Below are 24,124 nucleotides of genomic sequence, written 5' to 3'. Positions count from 1 at the left end.
CCCGAAACCACTGACCGGTCACCCCGCCCCCCTCCTCCCCACGTCCACAAGCCGAACCCGCACCCACACCCACATAACGATCCCGGCCCGGAACGCGATGGGCGCCCCCGTGCGTCCACCGTGTTCAGGGCCGGGATCCCGCGACCCGAGCGGGCGGTAGGTCGGCGGACGAGTGGACGGGAGCACGGGCGGGCGAGAGCACGGTGATCAGAAGCCCTCGTCCCCGAGGAACTCCGTGTCCTCACCCTCTTCCTCCAGCGCCTGCCGGACCACCCGCAGGGCCATGCCCTCGGGATAGCCCTTGCGGGCCAGCATGCCCGCAAGGCGACGCAGGCGTTTGTCGCGGTCGAGGCCCCGCGTGGAGCGGAGCTTGCGGTCGACGAGTTCGCGGGCCGTCGCCTCTTCCTGTTCGGAGTCGAGCTGGGCGACGGCCGCGTCGATCAGCGTCGAGTCGACGCCCTTGGTGCGCAGTTCCTGGGCGAGCGCGCGCCGCGCCAGCCCTCGGCCGTGGTGCCGGGACTCCACCCAGGCGTCCGCGAACGCGCTGTCGTTGATGAGGCCGACCTCCTCGAACCGCGACAGCACCTCCTCGGCGGCGGCGTCCGGGATCTCCCGCTTGCGCAGGGCGTCCGCGAGTTGCTTCCGCGTGCGCGGGGTCCCGGTGAGCAGGCGCAGACAGATCGCCCGCGCCTGCTCCACCGGGTCCGCTGGGGGCGTCCCCTCCTCGGCCCTCGACGAGGAAGAGGCACCTCCGTCCTCACCGGACGGCTCTGTACGACCGCGTCGACGACGCCCTCGTGAGCCGTCCGAGCCCCGAGTCCCACCACGACCACGACGCGAGCCGCCACCGGAGGCACCGGCGCCGTACGCCGGGCCCGACTCGTCGCCGTAATCGCCGAATCCCCCGGACGAGCCACTCCCGCCGTACGAGTCGCTCGTGCCCCCGTACGAATCGCCCGTGCCGTACGAGCCACTCGTGCCGTCGTTCCCCCTGTCCGTGTCATGGGCCGCCTCTCCTCCGGAGGCGTGTCCGCCCATCCCGGAGGAGCCTTCCTCGCCGCCTCTCCCCCGCCCTCGCGGAGCGTCCGGGTAGGCGGCGTACTCGGCCCAGTCGGTTCGCCGTGTCACGGATCAGCTCTTGGCGGTGGCGGCCTTGGTCTTGGCCGTCTTGGCCGCAGCCGGTGCCGGCACCGTCTTCGCGGCGTCGTCCGGGGTGGCGGAGACCGCGGCGTCCGCGCCCGGCTCGGCGGCAGGCTCCTCGGGCCGTACCCCGACGCCCAGCTTCTCCTTGATCTTCTTCTCGATCTCGTTGGCCAGGTCGGGGTTGTCCTTGAGGAAGTTGCGCGCGTTCTCCTTGCCCTGGCCGAGCTGGTCGCCCTCGTACGTGTACCAGGCGCCGGCCTTGCGCACGAAGCCGTGCTCCACGCCCATGTCGATCAGACCGCCCTCGCGGCTGATGCCCTGGCCGTAGAGGATGTCGAACTCGGCCTGCTTGAAGGGCGGCGCGACCTTGTTCTTGACGACCTTGCAGCGGGTGCGGTTGCCGACCGCGTCCGTGCCGTCCTTCAAGGTCTCGATACGACGGATGTCGATACGCACCGAGGCGTAGAACTTCAGCGCCCGACCACCGGTCGTGGTCTCCGGGGAGCCGAACATCACGCCGATCTTCTCGCGGAGCTGGTTGATGAAGATCGCGGTGGTCTTGGACTGGTTGAGCGCGCTGGTGATCTTCCGCAGCGCCTGGCTCATCAGACGGGCCTGGAGGCCGACGTGGCTGTCACCCATCTCGCCCTCGATCTCCGCGCGCGGGACGAGCGCGGCGACGGAGTCGATGACGATGAGGTCGAGGGCACCGGAGCGGACCAGCATGTCCACGATCTCCAGGGCCTGCTCGCCATTGTCGGGCTGGGAGAGGATCAGGTTGTCGATGTCGACGCCGAGCTTCTTGGCGTACTCGGGGTCGAGGGCGTGCTCCGCGTCCACGAACGCGACCTGGCCGCCGGCCTTCTGCGCATTGGCCACCGCGTGCAGGGTCAGGGTCGTCTTGCCGGAGGACTCCGGTCCGTAGACCTCGACGACACGGCCGCGCGGCAGACCACCGACGCCGAGGGCCACGTCGAGCGCGGTCGACCCGGTCGGGATGACCTCGATGGGCTCCATCGTCCGGTCACCCATGCGCATGACCGCGCCCTTGCCGAATTGCCGTTCAATCTGTGCGAGTGCGGCTTCAAGGGCCTTCTCGCGGTCGGTTCCTGCCATGGGTTCCACCCGGTTTGCTTGAGTCGATCGCTTCACGTCAAAGACGCTAACGCCTGCCACTGACAATGCGCCCCGACGCCCGTCCGGCCTGTGGATAACTCGGGCACTTCTCGGTTGAAACCGTGGCGAAATGCCCGCCGAGCACTTCGCCGGCAGCTCCATGAGAATGGATGTTCGATTTTCGTGTCAAGCGCACCACACGGCACCCGGACACCCGCCGCAACCGGACCCGCGCACACCACGACCGGGCGTACCGGCCGGGCAACTCGGGTGCCACAGACAGCGCAGCGGATGCATCGTCCGCACGGACGGCGTCCACAACGCACCCGCGGACCGCGACTCAGGTCAGTGCCAGCCTCAGGAGCGCCAGGTCGAGCCACCGGCCGAACTTCGTGCCCACCTCCGGGATCAGGCCGACGCGCTGGAACCCGAATCGTTCGTGCAGCCGGATCGATGAGGCGTTCTCCGCCTCGATGCCGGCGATGACGACATGGTGACCCGCCTCGCGCGCGGCGGTGATGAGCGCGGCGAGGAGCGCGGAGCCGATACCGAGTCCGTGCCGGCCTTCACGGACGTAGACCGAGTCCTCCACCGTGTGGCGATAGCCGTCCAGCTCCCGCCACGGTCCGTAGACCGCGAACCCGGCCACCTCGCCGTCCGCCTCGGCCACGAGGGCCGAGCCGCGCTCCAGGTGGGCGGCCAGCCAGGTCGCAGCCTCGGCGGGGGACTGCGGGGTCTGCGTCCACAGTGCCGTCGAGTGCTCGATCGCGTGGTTGCGGATCGCGCGGATGACCTCCACGTCACCGGAGTGGGCCGGACGCACCGTCACAGCCACCCGCTCTCTCTCGTATATTGGATTCATGTCCAACATAGTAGATCCTCTGGTGGGGCAGATCGCATCCCGTATCCGCGCCGAACGGGAGCGCCGCCGCTGGACCCTGGCCCAGCTCGCGGATGCCTCCGGCGTCTCGCAGGCCATGATCAGCAGGATCGAGCGCGGCGAGAGCAGCCCCACCGCCGTGGTCCTCGGCAAGTTGTCGGCCGCCTTCCAGCTCAGCGTCTCCTCCCTGCTCGCCCTAGCCGAAGGATCGCGGGACGGAACTCAGGACTCCCATGACCGGACCGACGGACTCGGGGAGGTGCGCCGCCAGGCCGAGGCGGCAGAGTGGCGCGACCCCGCCACCGGCTACCGACGCCGCCAGATCACCGGCCCGCACTTCCCCGCAGAGATCGCCGAGATCCGCCTGCCCGCCGGCGCGCGCGTCCCGTACCCGGCGGCGGCCTTCGCCTTCGTCCGGCAGGTCGTCTGGGTCCTCGACGGCCGTCTGACCTTCCACGACGGCGGCACGGTCCACGAGCTCGACGCCGGCGACACCATCGAGCTCGGGGAGCCCACAGAGCGCGTCTTCGCCAACACCACCGACACAGCGTGCCGTTACGCCGTCATCCTCACCCGCGGCACCCGGCCGTGACCCGACCCCTTCCCCGGGGCGGCACGTTCCTCCTGACCTCCATAGCCGGTACGGCGATCGCGAACAACTACGCCATCCAGCCCGCGCTCACCGCCGTGGCCACCGACCTGAGCGTCCCCGCCTCGGTGATCGGTCTCGTGCCCACCGCCGCGCTGGCCGGCTGCGTGATCGGCTTCGCCGTCCTGCTGCCCCTCACCGACCACCTCGCCCCGGCCCGCCTGGTCACCGCACAGCTCGGCACGCTCACAGCCGCCCTCGTCCTCGCCGCGGCCGCACCCGGCCCGGTCCCGCTCCTGGCCGCCTACCTGCTCATCGGCGCCTGCGCCGGCGTCGCCGCGCAGGCCGGCAACATCGCGGGCCGGCACGCCCCTCCCGAACGCCGCGGAGCGGGCGTCGCCACCGTGGCCGCCGGCATGTCGGCCGGCATCCTGCTCAGCCGTCTGGCGGGCGGGGCACTCGCCGACATCTTCGGGTGGCGGCGGATGCTCCTCGTCTTCGCCGCACTCGCCCTGCTCGGCGCGGTCGCCGCCCTCACCCTCCTGCCCCGGCAACGGCCCCGGCCGGACCGCGGCTACCGCGCCACCCTCGCCTCGCTTCCCCCGCTCCTGCGCCACCACCCGCAACTGCGCCGCGCGGTGGCCACCGGCGGCCTGTGGTACTTCGCCTTCAACCTCATATGGGTCGCCCTGGCCCTCACCCTGGCTCAGCCGCCGCACTCCCTGGACCCGACCGCCATCGGCCTGTACAGCCTCGCCGGGATCCTCGGTTTCGCCGCGCTCCCGATCACCGGACGGCTCACCGACCGGTACACGCCACAGACCGTGATCACCGCCTGCATGCTGACCGCAGCGGCGGGAACGGCCCTGCTCGCCACCGGCCTGAACAGCCCGCCGGCCACGGCACTCGGACTCGCACTGTTCGACGCCGGCTGCTTCGCCGCTCAGGCCGCCAACCAGAGCCGCGTCATCGCCCTCGACCCCCACCGCTCGGGCAGCCTCAGCAGCGTCTATCTGGTGCTCTACTTCGCCATCGGCGCCATCGGCACCGCTCTCGCCGCCCCGCTGCTCGACACCGTCGGCTGGCAGGGCACCGCGCTGACCGCCATCACCGCGCTCCTCCTTGCCGCTGCTCTGGGACGCACGCCCTCCGCACCGGCCTCATGATTCGCGGGGCTCCAGCCCCGGCGGAGCAGCCAGGCCATCTGCGTGCCCCGGCGGGGCACCCCCGCATCCGCTGCCTCGCCCCCGCTTCACACGCGACGAGGCTGCCGACAGGCGTCAGTCCGCCCCGTCCCCCGACCCCCCGGTCCCCTCCGGAGGCTTCTGCCCGGGCTGTTCCGGCCGTCGTATCCACAGCTCACGCGCCCGTGCGAACAGGCTGCGGCCCGTTCCCCGGTGCCCGTGGACGCGGGGATCGTCCGTGACGTCGTAGCGCTTCACGTAGGCCCCCAGGAACGCCTGCAACGTGGCGACGGCCGGGATGGCGATCAGCGCGCCCACCGCGCCGAGGAGCGCGGTGCCCGCGATGACCGAACCGAAGGCGACCGCGGGGTGGATGTCGACGGTCTTGGCGGTCAGCTTGGGCTGAAGCACATAGTTCTCGAACTGCTGATAGACCACGACGAAGATCAGCACCCACAGCGCGTACCAGGGGTCGACCGTGAACGCGATCAGCATGGGCAGGGCGCCGGCGAGATACGTGCCGATGGTGGGGATGAACTGCGACACCAGACCGACCCACACCGCGAGCACGGGCGCGTACGGCACATCCAGGATCTCCAGCAGGATGTAGTGGGCTATGCCGGAGACGAGGGCCATCAGGCCGCGCGAGTACAGATAGCCGCCCGTCTTGATGACGGCGATCTCCCAGGCGCGCAGCACCTCGGCCTGCCTGGCGGGCGGCAGTACGGAGCACAGCGCGCGGCGCAGCCGGGGGCCGTCCGCGGCGAAGTAGAACGAGAACAGCGTGATCGTCAGGAGCTGGAACAGACCGCCGAGGACCTGGGCGGACACGTCCAGGACGCCGCTGGCGCTGTTCTGCACGTAGTTGCGCAGCCAGTCGGATCTGAGCAGGCCCTCCTGGACGTCGACGCGGCGCAGGTCGGTGTGGAAGTGCGCGTTGATCCAGTTGATGACGGAGTCGAGGTAGTTCGGGAAATCCTCGACGATCTTGATGATCTGGCCCGCGAGCATGGACCCCAGCAAGGTCACGAACCCGGCGGACACGATGATCACCGCGAGGAAGACGAGGGCGGTGGCCAGTCCCCGGCGCAGGCCGCGCGAGGCCATCCAGCTCACCGCGGGCTCGATGGCGAGGGCCAGGAAGAACGCGATGAGGATGTTGATCAGCAGCCCGGTGAGCTGGTGAAAGGCCCAGCTTCCCAGTTGGAACACGCCGACGAGCGTCAGCGCGAGCACCAGGGCTCGCGGCAGCCAGCGCGGCATCCTGCCGTTCGCCCCGGCGTCGCCCCCGCCCGGAGGCGGATCGGGCGGCGTCGTGCCGAACGGGGACCCGTGCCGGGCGATCTCCCCGGTCTCGTCAGTGCGTGCCACGGAGCAAGTCTCGCCCACGCCACCGACAATCGGCCCCGGTCCGTCGATCTTCGTTACCGGTCAGCGCTTCTCCCCCGGAACGTTCATCACGGCACACACCACACGCCACACGTCCTTGGCCTCCCAGCCGGACTCCAGCGCGTCGTGCACCGTGCGCCCGCCGAGCTCCGCCATCACATGATCGCGCGCGAAGGTGTCGGCGTACCCCGGACCGAAGTGTTCCGCCATCCGCTGCCAGAAGACCGTCAACCGCATGCGTTCCGCTCCATACCCGCAATGACCTGCACGTTTTCCTGCCCCTCACACCCCCGCATGGCCGTCAGGGGTTTCCAGGGAGTTCGCCTCCCCGCTGAACCAGGCATCCATGGCGGCGCGACCTCGCGTACCTGCGTCGGGCATGAACTGAGTGTATGTACGCAGAGTAAAGCCAGGGTCGGCGTGCCCAGCCCTGGCCCAGGCCGCCTCTCCTGACCAGAAGATCACCGAAGTCGTCCAGACCCTGATCCCGGACCTGGACGAGGACGCCGTGCGCGCCCTTACCACCTACGCGGTCGCCGGCGCCGACGGCCTGTTCGTCCAACGGGAGATCAAGGGCGACGCCGTCGACCTGATGGTGATCTCAGCCCGTGGCGGGCTGAAGAAGGGAGGTCAGGTCCGGAAATCCGGCCTGTTCGCTTTCGCTCAGCTCGGCCCAGACCGTCTTGCCCTGGCGGCCGTGGCGGGTTCCCCAGTGGTCGGCGAGCTGGGCCACGAGGAGGAGGCCGCGCCCGCCCTCGTCGAAGGTGCGGGCCCGGCGCAGGTGGGGAGTTGTGCTCCCGGAGTCGGACACCTCACACAGGAGGCCTCGGTCGTGGATGAGCCGCAACCGGATGGGGGGCCGGCCATAGCGGATGGCGTTGGTGACCAGTTCGCTGATCACGAGCTCAGCGGTGAAGTCGAGTTCCCCCAGTCCCCACGCGGTGAGCTGCCGCAAGGCGCTGGAACGCGCCCCGGAGACGGCTGCCGGGTCGGCGTCCACGTCCCACGCCGCGACCTGGCCGTCCCCGAGGGTGCGGGTGCGGGCCAGCAGCAGGGCTACGTCGTCATGGGGCCGGTCGGCGGGCAGCAGGGCTTCGAGCACGGTGTCGCAAGCTGCCTCCAGGAAGGCAGCGGGTTGTGCGAGGGCGTGGCGCAGGAGGGTGAGGCCTGCCTCTACGTCGTGATCACGGGCCTCGATCAGGCCGTCGGTGTACAGGGCCAGCAGGCTGCCTTCGGGCAATTCGACCTCGGCCGGCTCGAAGGGCAGGCCGCCCAGGCCCAGTGGCGGGCCGGGCGGCAGATCGAGGAGGTCGACGGTGCCGTCGCGGCTCACCACGGCGGGAAGCACGTGGCCCGCCCGGGCCAGGGAGCAGTGGCCGCCCACGGGGTCGTAGACGGCGTACAGGCACGTGGCGCCGATGTCCCCAACCGTCTCCTCCGTGTCCGGGTCGGCCGAGGCTTCGGCGGACAGGCGGATGACGACGTCGTCCAGGTGCGTCAGCAGTTCGTCGGGCGGCAGGTCGATGTCGGCGAGAGTGCGGACCGCCGTCCGCAGGCGTCCCATCGTGGCGGCGGCGTGGATGCCGTGGCCGACCACGTCGCCGACCACCAGAGCGACCCGGGCCCCGGACAGCGGGATCACGTCGTACCAGTCGCCGCCGACGCCGACCCGGGTGCCGGCGGGAAGGTACCGGCAGGCGACCTCGACGGCCGACTGCTCCGCCGTACGCCGTGGGAGCAGGCTGCGCTGCAGGGTGAGCGCGGTGGCGCGGGCGTGCGTGTAGCGGCGGGCGTTGTCGACGGCCACCGCCGCCCTGGCCGAGATTTCCTGGGCGAGGAGGAGATCCTCGTCGTCAAAGAGGCCAGGGAGGTCATGGAGCTCGGGAGTCCGGTGACGGGAGAACTGGGCGACGCCGAGGGTCGTGCCCCGCGCGCTCAGCGGCACCACCAGCGTCGACCGGTTTCCGTCCTCGTACCGGGAGGGCTGCCCGGCGGCAAGGGCACGCCCCGCGGGGGATCCCACGGGGCAGGTATGGAGTTCCTGCACCTCCGCTGCCGGGTCAGGGGCACCTTCCGCCACCGTCGTCCGGGCCATCCTGCGCAGTACGGGCGGGCCCGCTGCGGACGTGTCGCGGCCATGGACCACGGAGTCGAGCAGGTCGACGGTGACAGAGTCGGCGATGCGGCCGACGGCGAGGTCCGCCAGTTCCCGGGCGGTGCGAGCGATGTCCAGGGTGGTTCCGATACGCAGGCCGGCCTCGTTGACCACCGACAGCCGCCACTGCAGTCGACGGTCCCGCTCCTCCTGGAAGGCCAGGACGCCCTGCTCGGAGGCGCGGTCGACGTATCCGGTGGCCATCTCGATCATTCGGCGCGACGTCGCGCTGATCAGTTCGCCATCGTCGGTCAGCCGCGGGACTTCCGCGAGGAGCCTGTCGAGGACGACCCCCTGGCCGAGCCGGTGCGCCCGCAGCATCGCGGTGACGGGCGTACCGTGCCGGGCCAGCCGACGTGCGCGTTCCACGTCGGCCGGCGGTGGTTCGATGTCGCCCGGCTGGATGCCGAGCTCCAGTCCGGTCAGCACGCCGACCACGTGTTCCGCGATGTTCTCGGAGGTCATCCGGGCGAGGTCCGGGACTGTCCAGAGCTCTGGCACCTCACGTCGCAGGCATCGCGTCACCTCCGCGATCATCTCGTCCGCTCTCGGTGCGAGCTGACCCGCGACACGGGCCATCAGACCGTCGGCCGTGAAGTCCACACTTCGACGGTACGCCGCACGGCAGGCCCGAGTCATCGGCGAGCCTTCGGACGATGTCAGCCCACGGAGACCGCCGTCCCTGCGTATGTCAGCGCCACCACGGCCAGTACGGCGGCCGGGACGGCCCGGACCGGCGGGTCGCCGTGGCGCAGGTGGACCACCGCCGCGGCGGCCATCAGCAGGGCGAGGCCTGTCGCGGCGGCCACGCCCAGCGGCGTCCAGGTCAGCCCCATCAGCAGACCGGCGACGCCGGCCACCTCCATCGCGCCGACAACGCGATAGAGGCCGGTCGACATGCCGAGGTGGGCCGCTGCCTGCCGCATGACCGGTACCCCTGCGATCTTGGCCAGGCCCAGTGGGAGGAAGACCAGGGACAGGACGATGGCGAGCACGGTGGTCATGCGGTGGCCCTGCCTTCGCGGCGCTCGGCGCCCAGACGCGCGTAGTAGTCGATGAGGTCGGGGCTGTCCACGGTGGCGGGGTTGACGACCTGCTCGACCGGGGCGCCCTGGAGCAGTCGCTTGATCGGGACCTCCAGCTTCTTGCCGGTGCGGGTGTGCGGGATACCCGGCGCTTCGAGGACTTCGTCGGGGACGTGGCGCGGTGAGGCGCCGGTGCGGACGGCGTCGCGGATCTTCTCGCGCAAGGTGTCGTCCAGGGTCACCCCGGCCGCCGGGACCACGAACAGCGGCATCCAGTAGCCGCCGTCCGGCTCCTCCGCACCGATGACCAGGGCCTCGGCGATCTCGGGCAGACGTTCGACGACGTCATGGATGTCGGCGCTGCCGAGCCGTACACCGTTGCGGTTGAGCGTCGAGTCGGAGCGGCCGTGGATGATCACCGAGCCGTGCCCCGTGACCGTGATCCAGTCGCCGTGTCGCCACACCCCGGGGTACGCCGAGAAGTAGGCGTCGCGGTAGCGGGTGCCGTCCGGGTCGTTCCAGAAGTACAGCGGCATCGAGGGCATGGGGCGCGTGACGACCAGCTCGCCGACCTGGTCGATGACGGGGAAGCCCTCGGCGTCGTACGCGGCAAGCGCCACGCCCAGATGCGGAGCCGACAACTCGCCCGCCCAGACCGGGGTGTTGGGCGCGCTGCCCGCGAAGCCGGAGACGATGTCGGTGCCGCCGCTGATGGAGGCCAGCAGGACGTGCTCGCCGACGTGGTCGCGGACCCAGGGGTAGGCGGAGGCGGGCAGGGCGGAGCCGGTGCAGCCGACGACGCGGATCGCCGACAGGTCGTGCACTGACGGGTCGATGCCGAACTTGGCCATGCCCAGCAGGTATTGGGGGCTGGTCCCGAAGACGGTGACGCGGTGGCGGGCGGCCAGTTCCCACAGGACGTCGGGCTTGGCGAACGGCGCTGGGCTGCCGTCGTACGTGCAGGTCGTCGCGCCGGTCAAAAGGGTGGAGACGACCAGGTTCCACATCATCCAGTGGGTGGTGGTGTACCAGAGCAGACGGTCGCCGGGGCCCAAGTCGGAGTGGAGTCCCAGGGTTTTCAGGTGCTCCAGCAGCACGCCGCCGTGGCCGTGGACGATGCCCTTCGGCAGGCCGGTGGTGCCGGAGGAGAAGACGACCCACAGCGGATGGTCGAACGGGACCGGTACACAGGTGAGATCTTCGGTGCGGGTGGAGGCGTCCTCCCAGGGGACGACCAGTGACGGGTACGCCTGCGACGGCCACGGCAGGCCCACGTGGTCCACCAGCAGAGTCGCCTTCAGCGTCGGCAGGGCCCGGGCGACTTCGAGGGCGGCGTCGCGGCGGTCGTGGGTGGTGCCGTTGAAGAGGTAGCCGTCGGCGGCGATCAGGACGGTGGGTTCGAGCTGGGCGAACCGGTCGGCGGCCGCCTTGGGCGCGTAGTCCTGTCCGCACACCGACCAGACGGCGCCCAGGCTCGCGGCGGCGAGGAACGCGACAATGGCATGCGGGGTGTTGGGCAGATAGCCGACGACCCGGTCGCCCTTGCCGACGCCGAGATCGTGCAGGGTGGCGGCCACGGAGGCGACCAGGGCACGCAGCCGCTCGCCGGTCACTTCGTACCCCGAGCCGGTCTCGTCGAGGGCGATGATCGCCGTATCGCCGTCCCTGACGTTGCGCAGGGCGTGGTGGGCGTAGTTGAGGGTGGCGTCGGGGAACCAGCGGGCGCCGGGCATTCTCTCCTCGGCCAGTACCCGCTCGTAGGGGGTGTCCGCGTCGATGTCGAAGTACTCCCACACCGCGCCCCAGAAGCCCTCCAGGTCGGTGACCGACCACTGGTGCAGGGCGGCGTAGTCGGTGCCGTCCACGTGGGCGTGGCGGGCGAAGTCCGCGATGTGGCTGGCCGCTGCTGTCTCCGGATCGGGCGTGAAGAACGGGTCCGGATACGACGTACTCATCGTGTGGTGCTCCTCAACAGGCTTTTCGGGGCCGTTCGTTCGGTAGGAACAGGGCTTCGAGTGCTGTGCAGCAGGGACGCCCAGACGGCGGTCGACGTGAAGTCGCGCCCGCCGGAGGGGACGACGTCCATGACGACCCGGTCGGGCCGCAGAAGGACCGCGTCCGCGCGTCCGGCGCGCAGCCAGGCGGCGAGCGTGCCGTCCTCGCCGAGATCGGACACCGGGACCGCGCACACGCCGAGGCCGTGGGCGAGCGCGGCCAGGCCAGGTGCGGGTTCGGAGGCGGTCAGCACGGCGAAGGAGTCGCCGAGCACCTCGTCGAGACGGGTGCGCCGTCCACCGACGCTCACCCACGGTTGCGGGCAGTGCGTGCCCGCAAGACCCCGGCGGGCACCGCGCCGCACGAGCGGCCCGGCGGTCAGGGGTGGGCTGAGGTCGCGGCCGGCCAGCTCGGTCAGGCCGGGTATGCGGCAGGCCGTGGCCAGGAGCCTGCGGCGGATCGCGGCGGCGCCGTCCTGGCCGCCGGTCATGGCCCAGCCCATGGCGACCGCGAGCCGGATCACATGCCGGGCGTGCGGCTTGCGTTCGCTCTCGTACGTGTCCAACAGCCGTTCTTCGCCGCCCTGTTGGAGCACTCGGGCGAGCTTCCAGGTGAGGTTGTAGGCGTCCCGCAGGCCCGAGCACAGGCCCTGTCCGATGAACGGCGGGGTGAGGTGGGCGGCGTCGCCGAGCAGGAAGACCCGTCCGCCGCGCCAGCGGTCGGCGACGCGCGCCCGGAAGGTGTACTCCGTCTCGCGGACGACCTCGAATTCCCCGTCGTACGAAGGCGGCAGCCATGGGGCGATCAGCTCACGGACCGTCCCCTGCCCTTCCCCGAGCCGGAACTCCCAGCGATAGCGATTTTCGTTCACCCGCATGAAAGTCCCCGGGCGCTCCGGGTCGCAGACCTGGTCGACGCCCTCCCAGCAGCGGACGGGGCCCGCCGTGTCGACGTCGATGACCTTCCAGCGTTCCTCGAAGCGCAGGTCCTCCCACACTCCGCCGATCGCCTCGCGGGTGAGGCTGTTGGCGCCGTCACAGCCGAGGACCGCGTCGGCCCACAGCTCGTGCTCACCGTCCTCGTCGCGGTAGGTCACACGGACGGGGCCGGTGGTGCCCGGGCCGACGCCAGTGACCTCCACGCCACCGCGCAGTTCGCACTCCGGGCGCCGGGCCAGGGCGTCGCGCAGGACGCGTTCCAGCTCGGGCTGGTCGAACATGCTGGACTGCGGGTAGCCGTGGAGGCCGTGCTCGGTGCGGCGGAACTCGGCCATCACCCGGTGCCGGGCGTCCAGCAGCCGCAGCCCGCCCGCCGGACGGGAGATCGCGGTGAACACCTCCCCGACACCCGCGGCCTGCAGGATCCGGTGGATCTCGTCGTCGCCTGCGACGGCGCGCGGAAGCGGGTAGACGTCCCGGTGGCGTTCGAGGACGACACTGCGGACCCCACGCCGGGCCAGGAGAAGGGCAGCGGTCACACCCACCGGCCCGGCACCGACGATCACGACGGGCACACGTGCGGCTTCATCGACGGTCATGTGCGGCTCACCTCGGGTACTAGTTCGCGTCTGCGACGGGCGTGCGCTGCTCGCCGAGGTCGATCCGGCCGTCCGGGGTCGCGATCGTCGCCGTGATCACGTCGCCCGGGTTCAGGTAGTGCGGGTTCTTGGCCTGGCTCTTGAAGAAGGCCTTCCACTTCAACGCGGGCGGCAGCAGCGCGCCGATCTTCTCGACGGCCTTCGGCGGCGCCTTCAGGGCCGTGCCGCCGGGGGTCCCGGTGAGCAGCAGGTCGCCGGCGTCCAGGGTCTGGAAGCGGGCCAGCAGGGTGAGTGCCTGCGCGGGGCGGACGATCATGTCGGCGAGGGTGCGGTCCTGCCGCAGCTCACCGTTGACGCTCAACTTCAGCCGCAGGTCGAGGAGGTGGGTGAAGTCCTCCGGCTCCAGCAACGACAGGTACGGACCGGTCGGCGTGAAGGTGGGGTACGACTTGCTCTCGTAGAACTGCGTCTTGGTCAGCTGCACCTCGCGGGCGCTGATGTCGTTGGTGATCACCAGTCCGGCGACGTATGCCGGCAGGTCCCGCTCCTCGACCACGGTGCCGACGGGCAGCGGCGCGCCCAGGACGAGCCCGAGCTCGATCTCGTAGTCGAGGAACTTCACGTGGGCGGGGCGGACGACGGCCTCGCCCGGGCCGCTGACCGAGCCGGACGCCTTACGGAAGAAGGCAGGCGGGATGTCACCGGTGAAGCCCGAATCACGGGCGTGGCTGCGGTAGTTGACCATCTGGGCGACGACCCGGCAGGGCGTGGTGACCGGGGAGATTGCGACCAGGTCGGCGACGGGCGCGCCCGGCTCGTCGGAGGCGGCGGCCTCGCGGACGGCATCCCGGTCGGCCAGCAGTTCGGCGGTGGTCACGGCCTTGGTCTCGACGCGGACGGCACGCGTGTCGCGCACCACCCACCAGCCCTCGGCGGTACGCAGGACGTTGGTACTCATGTCAGTGCCTTCTTCAGGGGGCGGGTTCAGGAGTTCGCGGCCTTGAGCAGGCCGAAGAGTCGCGCCGGGTCCATCTCGTTGTCGCCGCGCAGCGCCTCGATGACATCGCGGACCCGCTGCGGGGAGGGACTGGCGCCGAGGAAGTCGCGGGTGGCGGGCGGGCCCCACTGAGCGAGACCGCTGGTCGACATCGGCGCCCAGCCCGGCTCGACGTCACAGGAGAACAGGTCGCCGTCGGCGAAGTGCTCCAGCATGAAGTGGTCGGGGTCGCGCCAGTAGTCGAAGAGCTGGCTGCCCTGGATGTGCCGGCCGATGCCCCAACTGCGCTTGTAACCGCGTTCCTTGAGGTACTCGCCACCTGCGGCAATGGAGTCCAGGTCGGTGACCTGGTAGGCGGAGTGGACGTAACCCGTGCCCGGCCCCAGGTGCATGGCCAGCGTGTGGTGGTCGGCCGGCACACCGCCCAGATCGCAGCGGATGAACGCCATCGTCGGACCCCGGCCCCGCTGCCCGTCCAGGAACAGGAAGTCGGACACGATCATCCCGAGTGTGTCCAGATACCAGTCCAGAGCCCGGCCGAAGACACGGGTCTCCAGCACCACATGCCCAAGACGCTGGATGCGGGACGGCTCGCGAGGCGGGCGCTGCGTGGCATTGGTACGACGATGATCCGTGCCGAAGTTCAGCAGCGACGGCTGCTGTTCCGGCAGCGCCGGGAGCTGTTCGCCGCAGTGCACGACCCGCACCGGGAAGCCCGACGGGTCGAGCAGGTCAACTACCTTGCCACCGCCGGGAACGTCGGCATCCCGTACGTCCCGGCCCGTCGCTCGGGCCAGCCGGTCCAGGTCGCCCCGCTCCGCCGCCCGGAACGCCGGGCCGATGAACCGGGACGTACGCCCCTTGCGGATCACCATGCAGGGCGAACCGGCGAAGGTGCCCCGCAGCCAGAGCTCCCGCTCGGTGCGCGCGGCGATGCCGAACCCGAAGTCCCGGGCGAAGACCTCGGCCCGGTCCAGGTCGGGCTTCTCGAACTCGAGCCAGGCCAGGTCGGCCACCTTGATCACGGGATTCCGGGAGCGACCGGGGTGTTCGCCGCGCAGGGCGCCCTGCTCACTGTGGAGGTCCTGGTGGGCCGTGATGACGTCGGCCCCGTCGACGCGGATTTCAGACATGGTGCCCTCCGAGCAACATTGCCGTAATGAGGAAATCATCAACTGTGACAGTTCTGTCGTCAAGATGTTCGCGGCAGGAAATGATGAATTCATCAGGACTGCGATCACCATCGCTCGGCGGTTAGACTCTGCGCATGTCTACGTCAGCCCTGCCCAGCAACCGGTTTGAGCGGCGTCGCGCAGAGACCCGCAGGGCCCTTGTGCGAGCAGCCCGGCAGATACTCGCCGAGAGCGGCGACACCAGCGCGAGCATCCAGGCGATCGCCGAACGCGCGGACGTGGGCTTCGGCTCCTTCTACAACCACTTCGACTCCAAGGCGGAGCTGTTCGAGACGGCGGTGGTGGACGCCATGGAGGAGTTCGGCCAGGCCTTCGACGAGCGCCTGGCGGGGATCGACGACCCGGCGGAGCTGGTCGCGGCGGGCTTCCGGCTCAGCGCCCGGATGGCCGACTCCCACCCGGAGCTGATGCAGGTCCTGCGCCGCCGCGGCCTCGGGCACATCCACGCCAACAACGGCCTGGCCCGCCGCGCCCTGCGCGATCTGCAGGTCGGCATCGCCTCCGGCCGTTTCACCACCCTCGACCCGGTGGTCGCCCTGTCAGCGCTGGGCGGAGCACTGCTGTCCCTGGTGGAGCTGCGGTTCGCCCGCCCGGAGGTGGACGGCGACGAGGCCGCGGTGAATCTCGCCGAGATGGTCATGCGCATGCTGGGCCTGTCGGCGGACGAGGCCCACGAGGTCGCCCGGCGCCCCTTGCCCGACCCCGACTGACCTCACGCGGACGACGAGTCCGGGCGGAACGTGACCGAGCTGCCCGTGAAGCGGGCGTCGATCCCGTCCTTGCCGGTGGTGACCGACCGCAGGTGAAGCCCTTCGGGGACGTTCTGCAGCGGAACGGGCACTTCCAAGGCCTTGTCGAGCAGTGATTTCAGCGGGGGGAGCAGTTCACCCTGCTCTGCGCGCACGTCCGTGAAGGCGATGCGGTTGCCGCTCGCCGCCGAGACGGCCGCGCTCGCGGTCACGTCGCCGACGAGCGGCAGACTCGCGGTCGCGTTGACCCGGCCCGGCTCGTTTCCCTGCGACACGTCCAGGCCGAGCGCGCTCGACACGTCCGCGTAGGACAGGTGGGCGGTCGCCCGAACGCTCCGGGCGTGTGCCTCGTCGGCGCTCCCTGAGGTCTTCAGCCCGTCCATCCCGACCGTAAGCCTCGTCACCGGCAGAGGCCGTGTCGTGCTGTTCGCGGGGATGTCGTGGGCGGTGAGGTCGACGTGATCCAGACGTCCCTCGGTGAGCTGGGTCAGCACAGGGAAGCCGCTGACGTGCACCGATGGGCGATCGGCGGTTCCCATGCCGTCCTGAAAGGCCTTGGCCGTACGACTCTCGGCGCGAGCTGCGGCGATCCGGTCGACTGCGACGGCGCCGATCAGCAACGCCGCCAAGGACGCGGCGACGATGATCAGACGCCGCCTCGTCCGGGTCGGGGGGCTCACATATACGGAGCCGTCGCCGTAGTAGGGCTCGCCGACGTACTCCTCGTCACGGTAGGACTGGTGCATGGTTCTCCTCTTCGAGTAGTGCTTGGGGAAGTGCGCCTACGCGGCGTCGCCATCGGGCCGGTCGAGCCCGCGGACACATGTCGCCGCGCTGTCTCCGTCCACGCCCATCGCGATCAGGGCGGCGGTCGCGGTGCCCGCGCCGTCGTCGCTCCAGACCCCGCTGTTCACGCAGTCGAGAAGCCCTAGCAAGTGCCCCTCCAGCGCCCGGGTCAGTACGGCCGGCGGAACTCTGGTCTGGAAGGCACCCTGCCGTTGCCCCCGGCCGATGATCGCCTCCGCCATGTCCCGCGCGGGGGCCAGGACTTCAGCGAGCCGATCGGCCCCGAGGTCCTGGGGAGCGAGACGGAGCAGGATGCGGTAGCGGTCACCCACAGGCCACACGGCGAGGACGAAGCGCGCCAGCTCCGTGACGGCATCCGTCACCGGCACCCGAGGGGCCGCGAGCGCCTGCCGCAACGCCTGGGCGGCCTCCTCCACCAGCCCCTCCACGAGTGCGGCCCGGCCGTTGAAGTGGCCGTAGACCGTACGGCGCACCACACCTGCCGCCTCGGCGATGTCGCCGAGGCTGCTCTCAGGGTCGCGGCCGAGTTGCTGCCGAGCCGCCTCGAGAATGCGGGCCCGCGTGAGCAGGGTTCGGCTGCGTTCCGGGACGGCTGTAACGGGTGCGTGGGTCATTGTCGGACCTCCGGTTGACGGGGGAGGATGACTCGATAGTTGCACATCGACGGGCAATAAACTAGTCTGCACATCAGCGGGCAATTAACTGCCCTGATGCCGGCCCTCTCGTGGGCTCGCCCGCATCACCCCTGTCGATCCGCACCCCGAAGCCTCCGCTTCACCTCCTGCCGAGGAGCCTGACGATGCCGCTCTTTGCGAAGACACCTGTCGAGAAGATGACCGAGCCGTATCCACGCCGCTGGTGGGCTCTATTGGTCCTGTGCCTGAGCCTGCTGATCGTGGTCATGGCGAACACGTCGCTGATCGTGGCCGCCCCCGACATGACGAAGGAACTGCGGCTGAGCAGCAGTGACCTGCAGTGGGTCATCGACGGCTACACCGTCCCGTACGCCGCGCTGATGCTCGTGCTCGGCGCGATCGGCGACAAGTACAGCCGCCGCGGCGCCCTGATCCTGGGCCTGCTGATCTTCGCGGGCGGCTCGGTGATGGGCGGCCTGGTCGACGAGACCAACCTGGTCATCATCGCCCGCGCGATCATGGGTATCGGCGCCGCCGTCGTCATGCCGGCCACCCTGTCCCTGCTGGTCGCGATCTTCCCGAAGGTCGAGCGCGCCAAGGCCATCACGGCCTGGTCCGCCACCTCCGGCCTGGCCATCGCGGCCGGCCCGGTGTCCGCCGGCTGGCTGCTGGAGGACCACGCCTGGGGCTCCACCTTCCTGATGAACGTCCCCATCGCCCTCCTCGGTGCCGTCGCTGCCCTGCTGCTGGTCCCGCCGTCCAAGGCCGAGGGCATGGGCCGCATCGACTACGTCGGCGGTCTGCTCTCGATCGTCTCGGTCGGTGCCCTGGTCTACGCGACCATCGAGGGCCCGCACTTCGGCTGGGGCGCCGGTCCGATCGCCGCGGCCGTGATCGCCGGTGTGGGCCTGCTCGCCTTCGTCGCCTGGGAGCTGAAGCACCCGAACCCCATGCTGGACGTGCGCAAGTTCGCCGAGCGTCCCTTCAGCGGCTCGATGCTCGCGGTGCTGTTCTTCTTCTTCGGGACCTTCGGCTCGATCTACTACTCCACCCAGTTCCTGCAGTTCGTCCTCGGCTACGACGCCCTGGAGACCGGCATCCGCCTGCTGCCGCTGGCCGGCGCGGTATTCGTCGGCGCCGCGGTCACCGGCAAGCTGGCCCCGAAGCTGGGCGTGAAGCTGGTGGTCGGCACCGGCATGGTGATCGGTACGGCGGGCGTCTTCCTGCTCACGCAGATCGAGTCCGGTTCGACCTACACCGACTTCCTGGCCCCCCTGCTGCTGCTCGGCTTCGCCATCGGCCTGAGCCTGTCCCCGGCCACCGACACCATCATGGGCTCCTTCCCGGAGGACGAGCTGGGCGTCGGCGGCGGCGCCAACGACACCGCGCTCGAACTCGGCTGCGCCCTGGGCATCGCCATCCTCGGCTCGCTGCTGGCCACGTCCTACAAGGACAAGCTCACCGACATGGTCGGCGGCCACCTCCCGGCCGAGGGCATGGAGATCGCCAAGGACTCGGTCGGCGGCGGCATCGCGGTCGCCGAGGAGGTCGCCAAGAACCCGCAGGGCGGCGCCGAGCAGGCCCAGACCCTGCTGGGGGCGGTGCACGAGTCCTTCGCCCACGCCATCGCCAACACCAGCCTCATCGGCGGCATCATCATGGCCGTCGGAACGGTGATCGTCATCGCCGTCCTGCCCGGCCGGCAGCACACCGCCGAGCACCGTGCGGAAGAAGCGGTGGAGACGACCGAGGAGCAGACCGAGACCGTGGGCGCCTGAGCCCTCGTACACCGGAGGCCGGAACCCCGATTCCGGCCTCCACCCCACGACGGGCCGTGCCTTGAGCGGCGCACGGCCCCGGACGGTGCCGGGAGGGGACACCCGGCACCGTCCTCTTTCGTTGTCCGCCACCGGGGCGTCGCCCATTACCTTCCTTGTAGAGCCCGGTTGGGGCTCGTGACCTTCGGGGCCGGTATGACTTCCCCCTCCTGCTGTTGATGATCTGGGAAGTGGTGTCACCGGGTCCGGAGGCATCGACGGACCGCTGATCAGGGGCCTGAGCACCAGCTCCAACCCGGGTCGGAAGAGCTCTCCGTAACGCGGATGTGGCAGCTCGGTGCCGAGGCAAGGCCGGACGAGAGCGTGATGGAGGGGCCTGCACGTGATCGACACCGCCGACATCGACGTCTTCCTCGGCCTGGGCCCCGGCAAGAGCGAACACCACGCCACCGCCGTCACCCCGGCCGGGAAGAAGGCTTCCTCTTCGCCATGCTCCCCGACGGCAGCTTCTACGAACCGCGGCCGTCAGCCCCAGTCACCTGACCTGCGGGTCTGCAAGGAGAAGGACTCGGTCAGCCTCGACGTCGAAGCCAAGCACCGGATGACCGTACTCGCCCTCCGGGTCCATCAGCACCGGCTTGCCGCTGGTGGATGCCGGCTGGGCTGTGGCGGAGCTACTGCGGGGCAGCATGACGGCCAATCAGTACCCCACCGTGATCCTTCCGTTCGTCTTGCTGCGTCGGATGGACTGCCTGCGCGGCGGGCAGTGCCTCTTGCAGAACGACCTGCTGGAGGGTGTGGTCGCCCTGCCTTCGCACCTCTTCATCAGCACCGTTTTCCCCGCGTGTCTGTGGCTGGTGCCCAACCGCAAGCCGCCCCGACTACGGGGCAAAGTGATCGCGGTGGATGGCCGGGGCACTTCGCGACCCTGCGGGGGACGCTGGGCCGTGAACGGCACAACCTGACCGACCAGCACATAGTCCGCCTCGCCGAGTGCTACGAGGCCGCATACGCCGGTAGCTCGAGGGAGGGGCAGGAAACAGACGGTGAGGACGAGGCCTTGCTGCTCAACGTCGATGACCTCGGCTACCAAGAGGTCGCGGTCGAGCAGCCGCTGCGGCAGTACTTCGGGGTGAGCGCCGACACCGTCACCGACGCTTTCCGCCCTCCGCTGGGAACTGGTCGACACCTGCGCCTACACCGGCAACCGCGGATTCACCCTGATCGGGCGGCGTCTCCAAGGAAGCCATCCTGACCGGGAGCCCTTCCAACGCTCATTCCCCGGCACCTCGACCCGGACCGCATCCACGTGGAAGGCCCCTCTTTTACCCGCATCTGCTGCCGTCGTGGCCCGTCGCGAGGGTCGAGGTCCGCGAGGACTGCGACGCACGGGAGCTGTTCCTGTTCCACAAGTTCGACAAGACGAGCGGGGACATCACACTGCGCTGCGGCAGGGACCACAAGTTCCCCCGGGAGGACACCGGAAGGTTGTCACCCTGGATCCGGTCATCGACTGAGTGACCTCTTCTCAAGGAGGGGCAGCAACAGGCCCTCAACCGCGCATGGCCGGTTGAGGGCTCGCTGCTCTCCGGTGTCAGTGACGTCTCACTGGCCGTCGGTCGTCGCCCCCGGCGTCGTCGCCATGTCGTCGGCCGGTGTCCCGTCGTCCGACGGCGCGTCCTGGGCCTCCTGGGTGACGACGACCACCGTGCTGCCCGCCTCGACCTCGCTTCCCGCCCCCGGGGTACTCGATGTGACCACGGCATCGAAGGTCTGGGAGTACCCGGAGGCGACGGTCATCTGAAGGCCGAGTCCGTCCAGTTCGGTCCGGACCTCGGCAAGGGTCTTACCGACGATGTCGGTCGGGATCTGCACGGTCTGCACCGACTTGGCGACCTGGACGTCGACCGAGGTACCAGGCTTGACCTCATCTCCCGCGGTGGCGCTCTGTTCGATGACGGTCCCGGCCTCGGCGCCGCTCTCGACCTCGGTGGTGTCGCCGAGTTCGAGGTCGTGCTCGGCGAGCAGCTTGCGGGCCTCGCTCAGGGTGCTTCCGGTGAGGTCGGGAACCGTGGCGTTCTCGGCCTCCTTGGCCACCGTGAGGGTGATCTCGGTGCCCTTCTCGACGCTCTCGCCGCCCGCCGGATCCTGCTCCAGGACGGTCCCGGCGTCCTCGGCGGACACCTCGTGCCGGAGCTTCACCTTGAAGCCCTTGTCCTCCAAGATGCGGGCCGCGTCGTCCTCGTCCTTGTCCGTGACGTCCGGCACCTCCACCTTCGGCGCGCCGGTGGAGACGGTGACCGACACGGCGTCGCCCTTGTCGAGCCGGCCGTCCAACGGGGTCTGCTCGCAGACGTGGCCCTTGGGCTGGTCCGCGCAGGGCTCCTTCTTGGTGACGTTGAGCGTGAGTCCGACATTGTCCGCCGTGCGCCGGGCCTCCTCCAGGTTCTGGCCGACGAGGTCGGGTACGTCCGCCTTGCCGTCGTCGGCCGTACCGCGCCCGAACATGAACCAGCCGAGCACGAGCGCCACGACGACGACCGAGACGCCCACCCCGATCAGCGCGGCACTTCCTCTGCGGCGACCGCTGTCCGCCGCGTCTCCGCCGTCAGGCTCCTCGTCGCCACCGTCGAACGCCTGATCCAGGACAGTCTGCGCCCCGAGGCACGCCTCGACGTCGGCGAGCATCTCCTGCGCGGACTGGTAGCGGTACGCGGGGTCCTTCGTCAGGGCCCGCAGGACGATCGCGTCGACCCGCGGACCGACCTCGGGATTGTAGAGACTCGGCGGTCGCGGTTCCTCCTGGACGTGCTGGTACATCACCGCCATCGGCGAGTCACCGGTGAACGGAGTGCGGAGGGTGAGGAGTTCGTACAGCAGACAGCCCACCGAGTACAGGTCGGAGCGGGCGTCGATGGCGTGTCCCATCGCCTGCTCAGGGGAGAGGTACTGTGCGGTGCCGATCACCATGGAGGTCTGGGTCAGCCCGGCGTCCCGTGCGTCACGGGCGATGCCGAAGTCCATGACCTTGACCTGACCGGACCAGGTCACCATGACGTTGGCGGGCTTGATGTCCCGGTGCACGATGCCGTGCTGGTGGGAATGGGCGAGCGCGGCCAGGACGCCGGCCGTCATCTCCAGGGCACGTTCGACGGTCAGCGGCGGTCCGGAATACAGGGCGTCGCGCAGGGTCGTGCCGTCGACGTACTCCATCACGAGATACGGCAACTGCGCCCCGTACGAGAAGTGTTCGCCCGTGTCGTAGACGGCGGCGATGGCCGGGTGGTTGAGCGAGGCGGTGGACTGGGCCTCCCGCCGGAACCGCTCCTGGGCTGCCGGATCGTGGGCGAGGTCGGTGCGCAGCGTCTTCACCGCGACGCTGCGGTCGAGCCGGCGATCGTGCGCGAGGTGCACCTCGGCCATGCCTCCGGAGCCGAGCAGCAGTCGCATTTCATACCTGTCGCTGAGGACCGCCACCGGCGCGGGGTGGGAGAAGGCCAGATCGTCTGGTCCACCGAAGTTCATACCGAAGATAATTGCACATGAAGGGGTAAGTAAAGAAGTGAGGGCGGACACGGAAAGACCCCGGCGCCTTTGCGCCGGGGTCGCGTCGAACTGTGTGTGGGCGGCCTCAGCCCTCAGCGGCGGCCACCTCGTCGACGACGGCCCGCGCCTGCTTCTCCGGCACACCGGCCGCGATGAGCGTGGTGACGGCCACCCGGGTGCCGTCGTCCTCCAGCGCCCCGGTGTTGACCTCTTCCAGCAGGGCGACCGTCATCGCCTCCAGGCCGGCGCTCAGCACCGGGGCCGGCAGGTGGGAGTGGAAGACACCGTCCCGCTGTCCCTGCTCGACAATGGCCGTGACTCTGACCCGGGCGGGCTCCAGGATCCCGGCGACCCGGTCCATGCCGAGGTCCCGTCGAGCCAGCGCCAGGAGCATCCGGTAGCGGTCGCCCACGGGCCAGAGCGACAACGAGAAGTGCGCGAGCGCCCGATCCGCCGGTTCCGTCGCGCCTGCTCCTACTGCAACGGCGGCCTGGAGCGCCTCTGTGGCCTCCTCGGCCAGTGCGTCCAGGAGCGCGGCCCGTCCGGGGAAGTGCCCGAACAGCGTGCGTCGTACGACACCGGAGGCGCGGGCGAGCTCCTCCAGGGTGATGTCGGGATTGCGCCCCATCTCCTGGCGCGCGGTGGCCAGGATGCGGGCCCGGTTGGACCGTGCGTTGCGGCGCTGGGGCACACGGCCGACGGGCGGGGACACGGCGGAACCTCGAAGAAGCCAGGGCGGAGGACGGACTTCTCCATTCTGGCACGCGGGTCCCGACCGATTCGCGGCCGCATCGGGGATCGGTCGGGACCTGGTCAGACGGGAATCAGGCGGGAAGCTCCTTGATGTCGGACGGCTCCTGCGCCTCGATGCCGTTGAAGCGGTGGCGGAAGTCGCTGGAGGCGGGGTACGCGGCGCGGCGCGAGCGCATGATGGAGCCCAGCGGGCGGTGGGCCTCCAGCGCACGCCAGGGGCTGAAGGAGAGCACGTCGTCGGCGTAGCGGCGGCGGGCGTCGCTGTAGGCGTCCTGGGCGGGCAGGTGCAGCACGGCCACGGTCTGGTGCGGTGACAGTTCCTCGGGCCACAGGACCGAGGCGTCCTCCACCGGCATCCGGTCGATGTCCAAGAGTTCACACAAATGCGTACGTCACCCACGTGGAGGTTCGCCCACCACACCGTCGTCAGCAGCCGGGACGTCGAGTGACCACCACCAAGGTGGGCGCGTACGTAGGCGGCTACCCGTCGGACGCGGACGTGCGCACCACTGCCACGCAGTACGACTGGACCAAGGGCGTGTCCGTCGCCACGGTCGCCGCCACGGAGGGCCGGCGCTGAGGACGTCGCTGACGTACGACTCCCAGGGCCGCGTCAGTAAGAGCAGCCTGCCCAAGTCGGCCGGGTCGGACGC

General features: G+C 70.2%; 22 protein-coding genes. 6 read left to right on the top strand and 16 right to left on the bottom strand.

Annotated elements, in window-relative coordinates:
* Positions 1-207 precede the first annotated feature (207 nt).
* The 3 genes from recX to ACZ69Q_RS00205 all read right to left on the bottom strand — a co-directional run bounded on the left by recX (position 208) and on the right by ACZ69Q_RS00205 (position 3,121).
* Positions 208-1,128, bottom strand: a complete 921-nt coding sequence (recX, locus tag ACZ69Q_RS00215; RefSeq protein WP_471033802.1) for a recombination regulator RecX — start codon at positions 1,126-1,128, stop codon at positions 208-210.
* Positions 1,129-1,131: 3 nt separating this feature from the next.
* On the bottom strand, positions 1,132-2,259 hold the full coding sequence (recA, locus tag ACZ69Q_RS00210; protein WP_471033801.1) for a recombinase RecA: 1,128 nt from the start codon (positions 2,257-2,259) through the stop codon (positions 1,132-1,134).
* A gap of 340 nt (positions 2,260-2,599) precedes the next feature.
* Positions 2,600-3,121: a GNAT family N-acetyltransferase gene (locus ACZ69Q_RS00205; protein WP_471033800.1), complete on the bottom strand. Its 522-nt coding sequence runs from the start codon at positions 3,119-3,121 to the stop codon at positions 2,600-2,602.
* On the opposite strand from ACZ69Q_RS00205, the gene ACZ69Q_RS00200 reads away from it, so the two are divergent.
* Positions 3,120-3,731: a helix-turn-helix domain-containing protein gene (locus ACZ69Q_RS00200; protein ID WP_471033799.1), complete on the top strand. Its 612-nt coding sequence runs from the start codon at positions 3,120-3,122 to the stop codon at positions 3,729-3,731. The two genes, ACZ69Q_RS00205 and ACZ69Q_RS00200, sit on opposite strands and share 2 nt — an antisense overlap.
* On the top strand, positions 3,728-4,894 hold the full coding sequence (locus ACZ69Q_RS00195; RefSeq protein ID WP_471033798.1) for an MFS transporter: 1,167 nt from the start codon (positions 3,728-3,730) through the stop codon (positions 4,892-4,894). The genes ACZ69Q_RS00200 and ACZ69Q_RS00195 overlap by 4 nt, the downstream gene beginning before the upstream one ends.
* Positions 4,895-5,008: 114 nt before the next feature.
* On the opposite strand, the gene ACZ69Q_RS00190 is transcribed toward ACZ69Q_RS00195, so the two are convergent.
* The 8 genes from ACZ69Q_RS00190 to ACZ69Q_RS00155 form a co-directional block, all read right to left on the bottom strand.
* Positions 5,009-6,283: an AI-2E family transporter gene (locus ACZ69Q_RS00190; protein ID WP_471033797.1), complete on the bottom strand. Its 1,275-nt coding sequence runs from the start codon at positions 6,281-6,283 to the stop codon at positions 5,009-5,011.
* Positions 6,284-6,343: 60 nt separating this feature from the next.
* The gene (locus ACZ69Q_RS00185; protein ID WP_471033795.1) at positions 6,344-6,538 is read right to left on the bottom strand and encodes a DUF3046 domain-containing protein; all 195 of its coding nucleotides are present in this window, start codon (positions 6,536-6,538) and stop codon (positions 6,344-6,346) included.
* Between the two features lie 364 nt (positions 6,539-6,902).
* Positions 6,903-9,035, bottom strand: coding sequence for an ATP-binding SpoIIE family protein phosphatase (locus ACZ69Q_RS00180; RefSeq protein ID WP_471039952.1), 2,133 nt, complete (start codon positions 9,033-9,035; stop codon positions 6,903-6,905).
* A gap of 80 nt (positions 9,036-9,115) precedes the next feature.
* Positions 9,116-9,460, bottom strand: coding sequence for a DoxX family protein (locus ACZ69Q_RS00175; RefSeq protein WP_471033793.1), 345 nt, complete (start codon positions 9,458-9,460; stop codon positions 9,116-9,118).
* Positions 9,457-11,436, bottom strand: coding sequence for an acetoacetate--CoA ligase (locus ACZ69Q_RS00170; protein ID WP_471033792.1), 1,980 nt, complete (start codon positions 11,434-11,436; stop codon positions 9,457-9,459). Before ACZ69Q_RS00170 ends, ACZ69Q_RS00175 begins: the two co-directional genes overlap by 4 nt.
* A complete protein-coding gene (gene mhpA / locus ACZ69Q_RS00165) occupies positions 11,433-13,013 on the bottom strand; it encodes a bifunctional 3-(3-hydroxy-phenyl)propionate/3-hydroxycinnamic acid hydroxylase MhpA (RefSeq protein WP_471033791.1) in 1,581 nt (526 codons plus the stop codon). Before mhpA ends, ACZ69Q_RS00170 begins: the two co-directional genes overlap by 4 nt.
* A gap of 19 nt (positions 13,014-13,032) precedes the next feature.
* Positions 13,033-13,971: a fumarylacetoacetate hydrolase family protein gene (locus ACZ69Q_RS00160; protein WP_471033790.1), complete on the bottom strand. Its 939-nt coding sequence runs from the start codon at positions 13,969-13,971 to the stop codon at positions 13,033-13,035.
* A gap of 26 nt (positions 13,972-13,997) precedes the next feature.
* On the bottom strand, positions 13,998-15,143 hold the full coding sequence (locus tag ACZ69Q_RS00155; RefSeq protein ID WP_471033789.1) for a VOC family protein: 1,146 nt from the start codon (positions 15,141-15,143) through the stop codon (positions 13,998-14,000).
* 134 nt (positions 15,144-15,277) lie between these two features.
* On the opposite strand from ACZ69Q_RS00155, the gene ACZ69Q_RS00150 reads away from it, so the two are divergent.
* Positions 15,278-15,913, top strand: a complete 636-nt coding sequence (locus ACZ69Q_RS00150; protein ID WP_471033787.1) for a TetR/AcrR family transcriptional regulator — start codon at positions 15,278-15,280, stop codon at positions 15,911-15,913.
* A gap of 2 nt (positions 15,914-15,915) precedes the next feature.
* Here the strand turns inward: ACZ69Q_RS00150 and ACZ69Q_RS00145 are convergent, their stop codons facing one another.
* Positions 15,916-16,698: an LmeA family phospholipid-binding protein gene (locus ACZ69Q_RS00145; protein WP_471033786.1), complete on the bottom strand. Its 783-nt coding sequence runs from the start codon at positions 16,696-16,698 to the stop codon at positions 15,916-15,918.
* A gap of 36 nt (positions 16,699-16,734) precedes the next feature.
* Positions 16,735-17,373: a TetR/AcrR family transcriptional regulator gene (locus ACZ69Q_RS00140; RefSeq protein ID WP_471033785.1), complete on the bottom strand. Its 639-nt coding sequence runs from the start codon at positions 17,371-17,373 to the stop codon at positions 16,735-16,737.
* 185 nt (positions 17,374-17,558) lie between these two features.
* Between ACZ69Q_RS00140 and ACZ69Q_RS00135 the strand changes: the two genes are divergently transcribed.
* The gene (locus ACZ69Q_RS00135; protein WP_471033784.1) at positions 17,559-19,172 is read left to right on the top strand and encodes an MFS transporter; all 1,614 of its coding nucleotides are present in this window, start codon (positions 17,559-17,561) and stop codon (positions 19,170-19,172) included.
* 647 nt (positions 19,173-19,819) lie between these two features.
* Positions 19,820-20,137 (top strand): type I restriction-modification system subunit M N-terminal domain-containing protein, encoded by a 318-nt coding sequence (locus ACZ69Q_RS00130; RefSeq protein WP_471033783.1) that lies wholly within the window; start codon positions 19,820-19,822, stop codon positions 20,135-20,137.
* Positions 20,138-20,777: 640 nt separating this feature from the next.
* Here the strand turns inward: ACZ69Q_RS00130 and ACZ69Q_RS00125 are convergent.
* The 3 genes from ACZ69Q_RS00125 to ACZ69Q_RS00115 form a co-directional block, all read right to left on the bottom strand.
* The gene (locus ACZ69Q_RS00125; RefSeq protein ID WP_471033782.1) at positions 20,778-22,697 is read right to left on the bottom strand and encodes a Stk1 family PASTA domain-containing Ser/Thr kinase; all 1,920 of its coding nucleotides are present in this window, start codon (positions 22,695-22,697) and stop codon (positions 20,778-20,780) included.
* A gap of 106 nt (positions 22,698-22,803) precedes the next feature.
* Positions 22,804-23,430, bottom strand: coding sequence for a TetR/AcrR family transcriptional regulator (locus ACZ69Q_RS00120; protein ID WP_471033781.1), 627 nt, complete (start codon positions 23,428-23,430; stop codon positions 22,804-22,806).
* Positions 23,431-23,542: 112 nt separating this feature from the next.
* Positions 23,543-23,854: a hypothetical protein gene (locus ACZ69Q_RS00115; RefSeq protein WP_471033779.1), complete on the bottom strand. Its 312-nt coding sequence runs from the start codon at positions 23,852-23,854 to the stop codon at positions 23,543-23,545.
* A gap of 62 nt (positions 23,855-23,916) precedes the next feature.
* Here ACZ69Q_RS00115 and ACZ69Q_RS00110 point away from each other — a divergent pair, with 62 nt between their 5' ends.
* The gene (locus ACZ69Q_RS00110) at positions 23,917-24,051 is read left to right on the top strand and encodes a hypothetical protein (protein ID WP_471033778.1); all 135 of its coding nucleotides are present in this window, start codon (positions 23,917-23,919) and stop codon (positions 24,049-24,051) included.
* Positions 24,052-24,124: the final 73 nt, after the last annotated feature.

The sequence above is a fragment of the Streptomyces sp. NPDC036764 genome (genome assembly GCF_055609385.1).
The sequence above is the reverse complement of the archived record's forward strand: the minus strand, read 5'-3'. Positions and strand labels throughout refer to the sequence as shown.

What these genes read in the sequence shown, in the direction of transcription:
- ACZ69Q_RS00145 (WP_471033786.1), bottom strand. Translation starts at nt 16,698, where the DNA reads ATGCACCAGTCCTACCGTGACGAGGAGTACGTCGGCGAGCCCTACTAC.
- ACZ69Q_RS00135 (WP_471033784.1), top strand. Translation starts at nt 17,559, where the DNA reads ATGCCGCTCTTTGCGAAGACACCTGTCGAGAAGATGACCGAGCCGTAT.
- ACZ69Q_RS00185 (WP_471033795.1), bottom strand. Translation starts at nt 6,538, where the DNA reads ATGCGGTTGACGGTCTTCTGGCAGCGGATGGCGGAACACTTCGGTCCG.
- ACZ69Q_RS00125 (WP_471033782.1), bottom strand. Translation starts at nt 22,697, where the DNA reads ATGAACTTCGGTGGACCAGACGATCTGGCCTTCTCCCACCCCGCGCCG.
- ACZ69Q_RS00200 (WP_471033799.1), top strand. Translation starts at nt 3,120, where the DNA reads ATGTCCAACATAGTAGATCCTCTGGTGGGGCAGATCGCATCCCGTATC.
- ACZ69Q_RS00140 (WP_471033785.1), bottom strand. Translation starts at nt 17,373, where the DNA reads ATGACCCACGCACCCGTTACAGCCGTCCCGGAACGCAGCCGAACCCTG.
- ACZ69Q_RS00175 (WP_471033793.1), bottom strand. Translation starts at nt 9,460, where the DNA reads ATGACCACCGTGCTCGCCATCGTCCTGTCCCTGGTCTTCCTCCCACTG.
- ACZ69Q_RS00155 (WP_471033789.1), bottom strand. Translation starts at nt 15,143, where the DNA reads ATGTCTGAAATCCGCGTCGACGGGGCCGACGTCATCACGGCCCACCAG.
- ACZ69Q_RS00180 (WP_471039952.1), bottom strand. Translation starts at nt 9,035, where the DNA reads ATGGCCCGTGTCGCGGGTCAGCTCGCACCGAGAGCGGACGAGATGATC.
- ACZ69Q_RS00150 (WP_471033787.1), top strand. Translation starts at nt 15,278, where the DNA reads ATGTCTACGTCAGCCCTGCCCAGCAACCGGTTTGAGCGGCGTCGCGCA.
- mhpA (WP_471033791.1), bottom strand. Translation starts at nt 13,013, where the DNA reads ATGACCGTCGATGAAGCCGCACGTGTGCCCGTCGTGATCGTCGGTGCC.
- recA (WP_471033801.1), bottom strand. Translation starts at nt 2,259, where the DNA reads ATGGCAGGAACCGACCGCGAGAAGGCCCTTGAAGCCGCACTCGCACAG.
- ACZ69Q_RS00160 (WP_471033790.1), bottom strand. Translation starts at nt 13,971, where the DNA reads ATGAGTACCAACGTCCTGCGTACCGCCGAGGGCTGGTGGGTGGTGCGC.
- ACZ69Q_RS00170 (WP_471033792.1), bottom strand. Translation starts at nt 11,436, where the DNA reads ATGAGTACGTCGTATCCGGACCCGTTCTTCACGCCCGATCCGGAGACA.
- ACZ69Q_RS00205 (WP_471033800.1), bottom strand. Translation starts at nt 3,121, where the DNA reads ATGAATCCAATATACGAGAGAGAGCGGGTGGCTGTGACGGTGCGTCCG.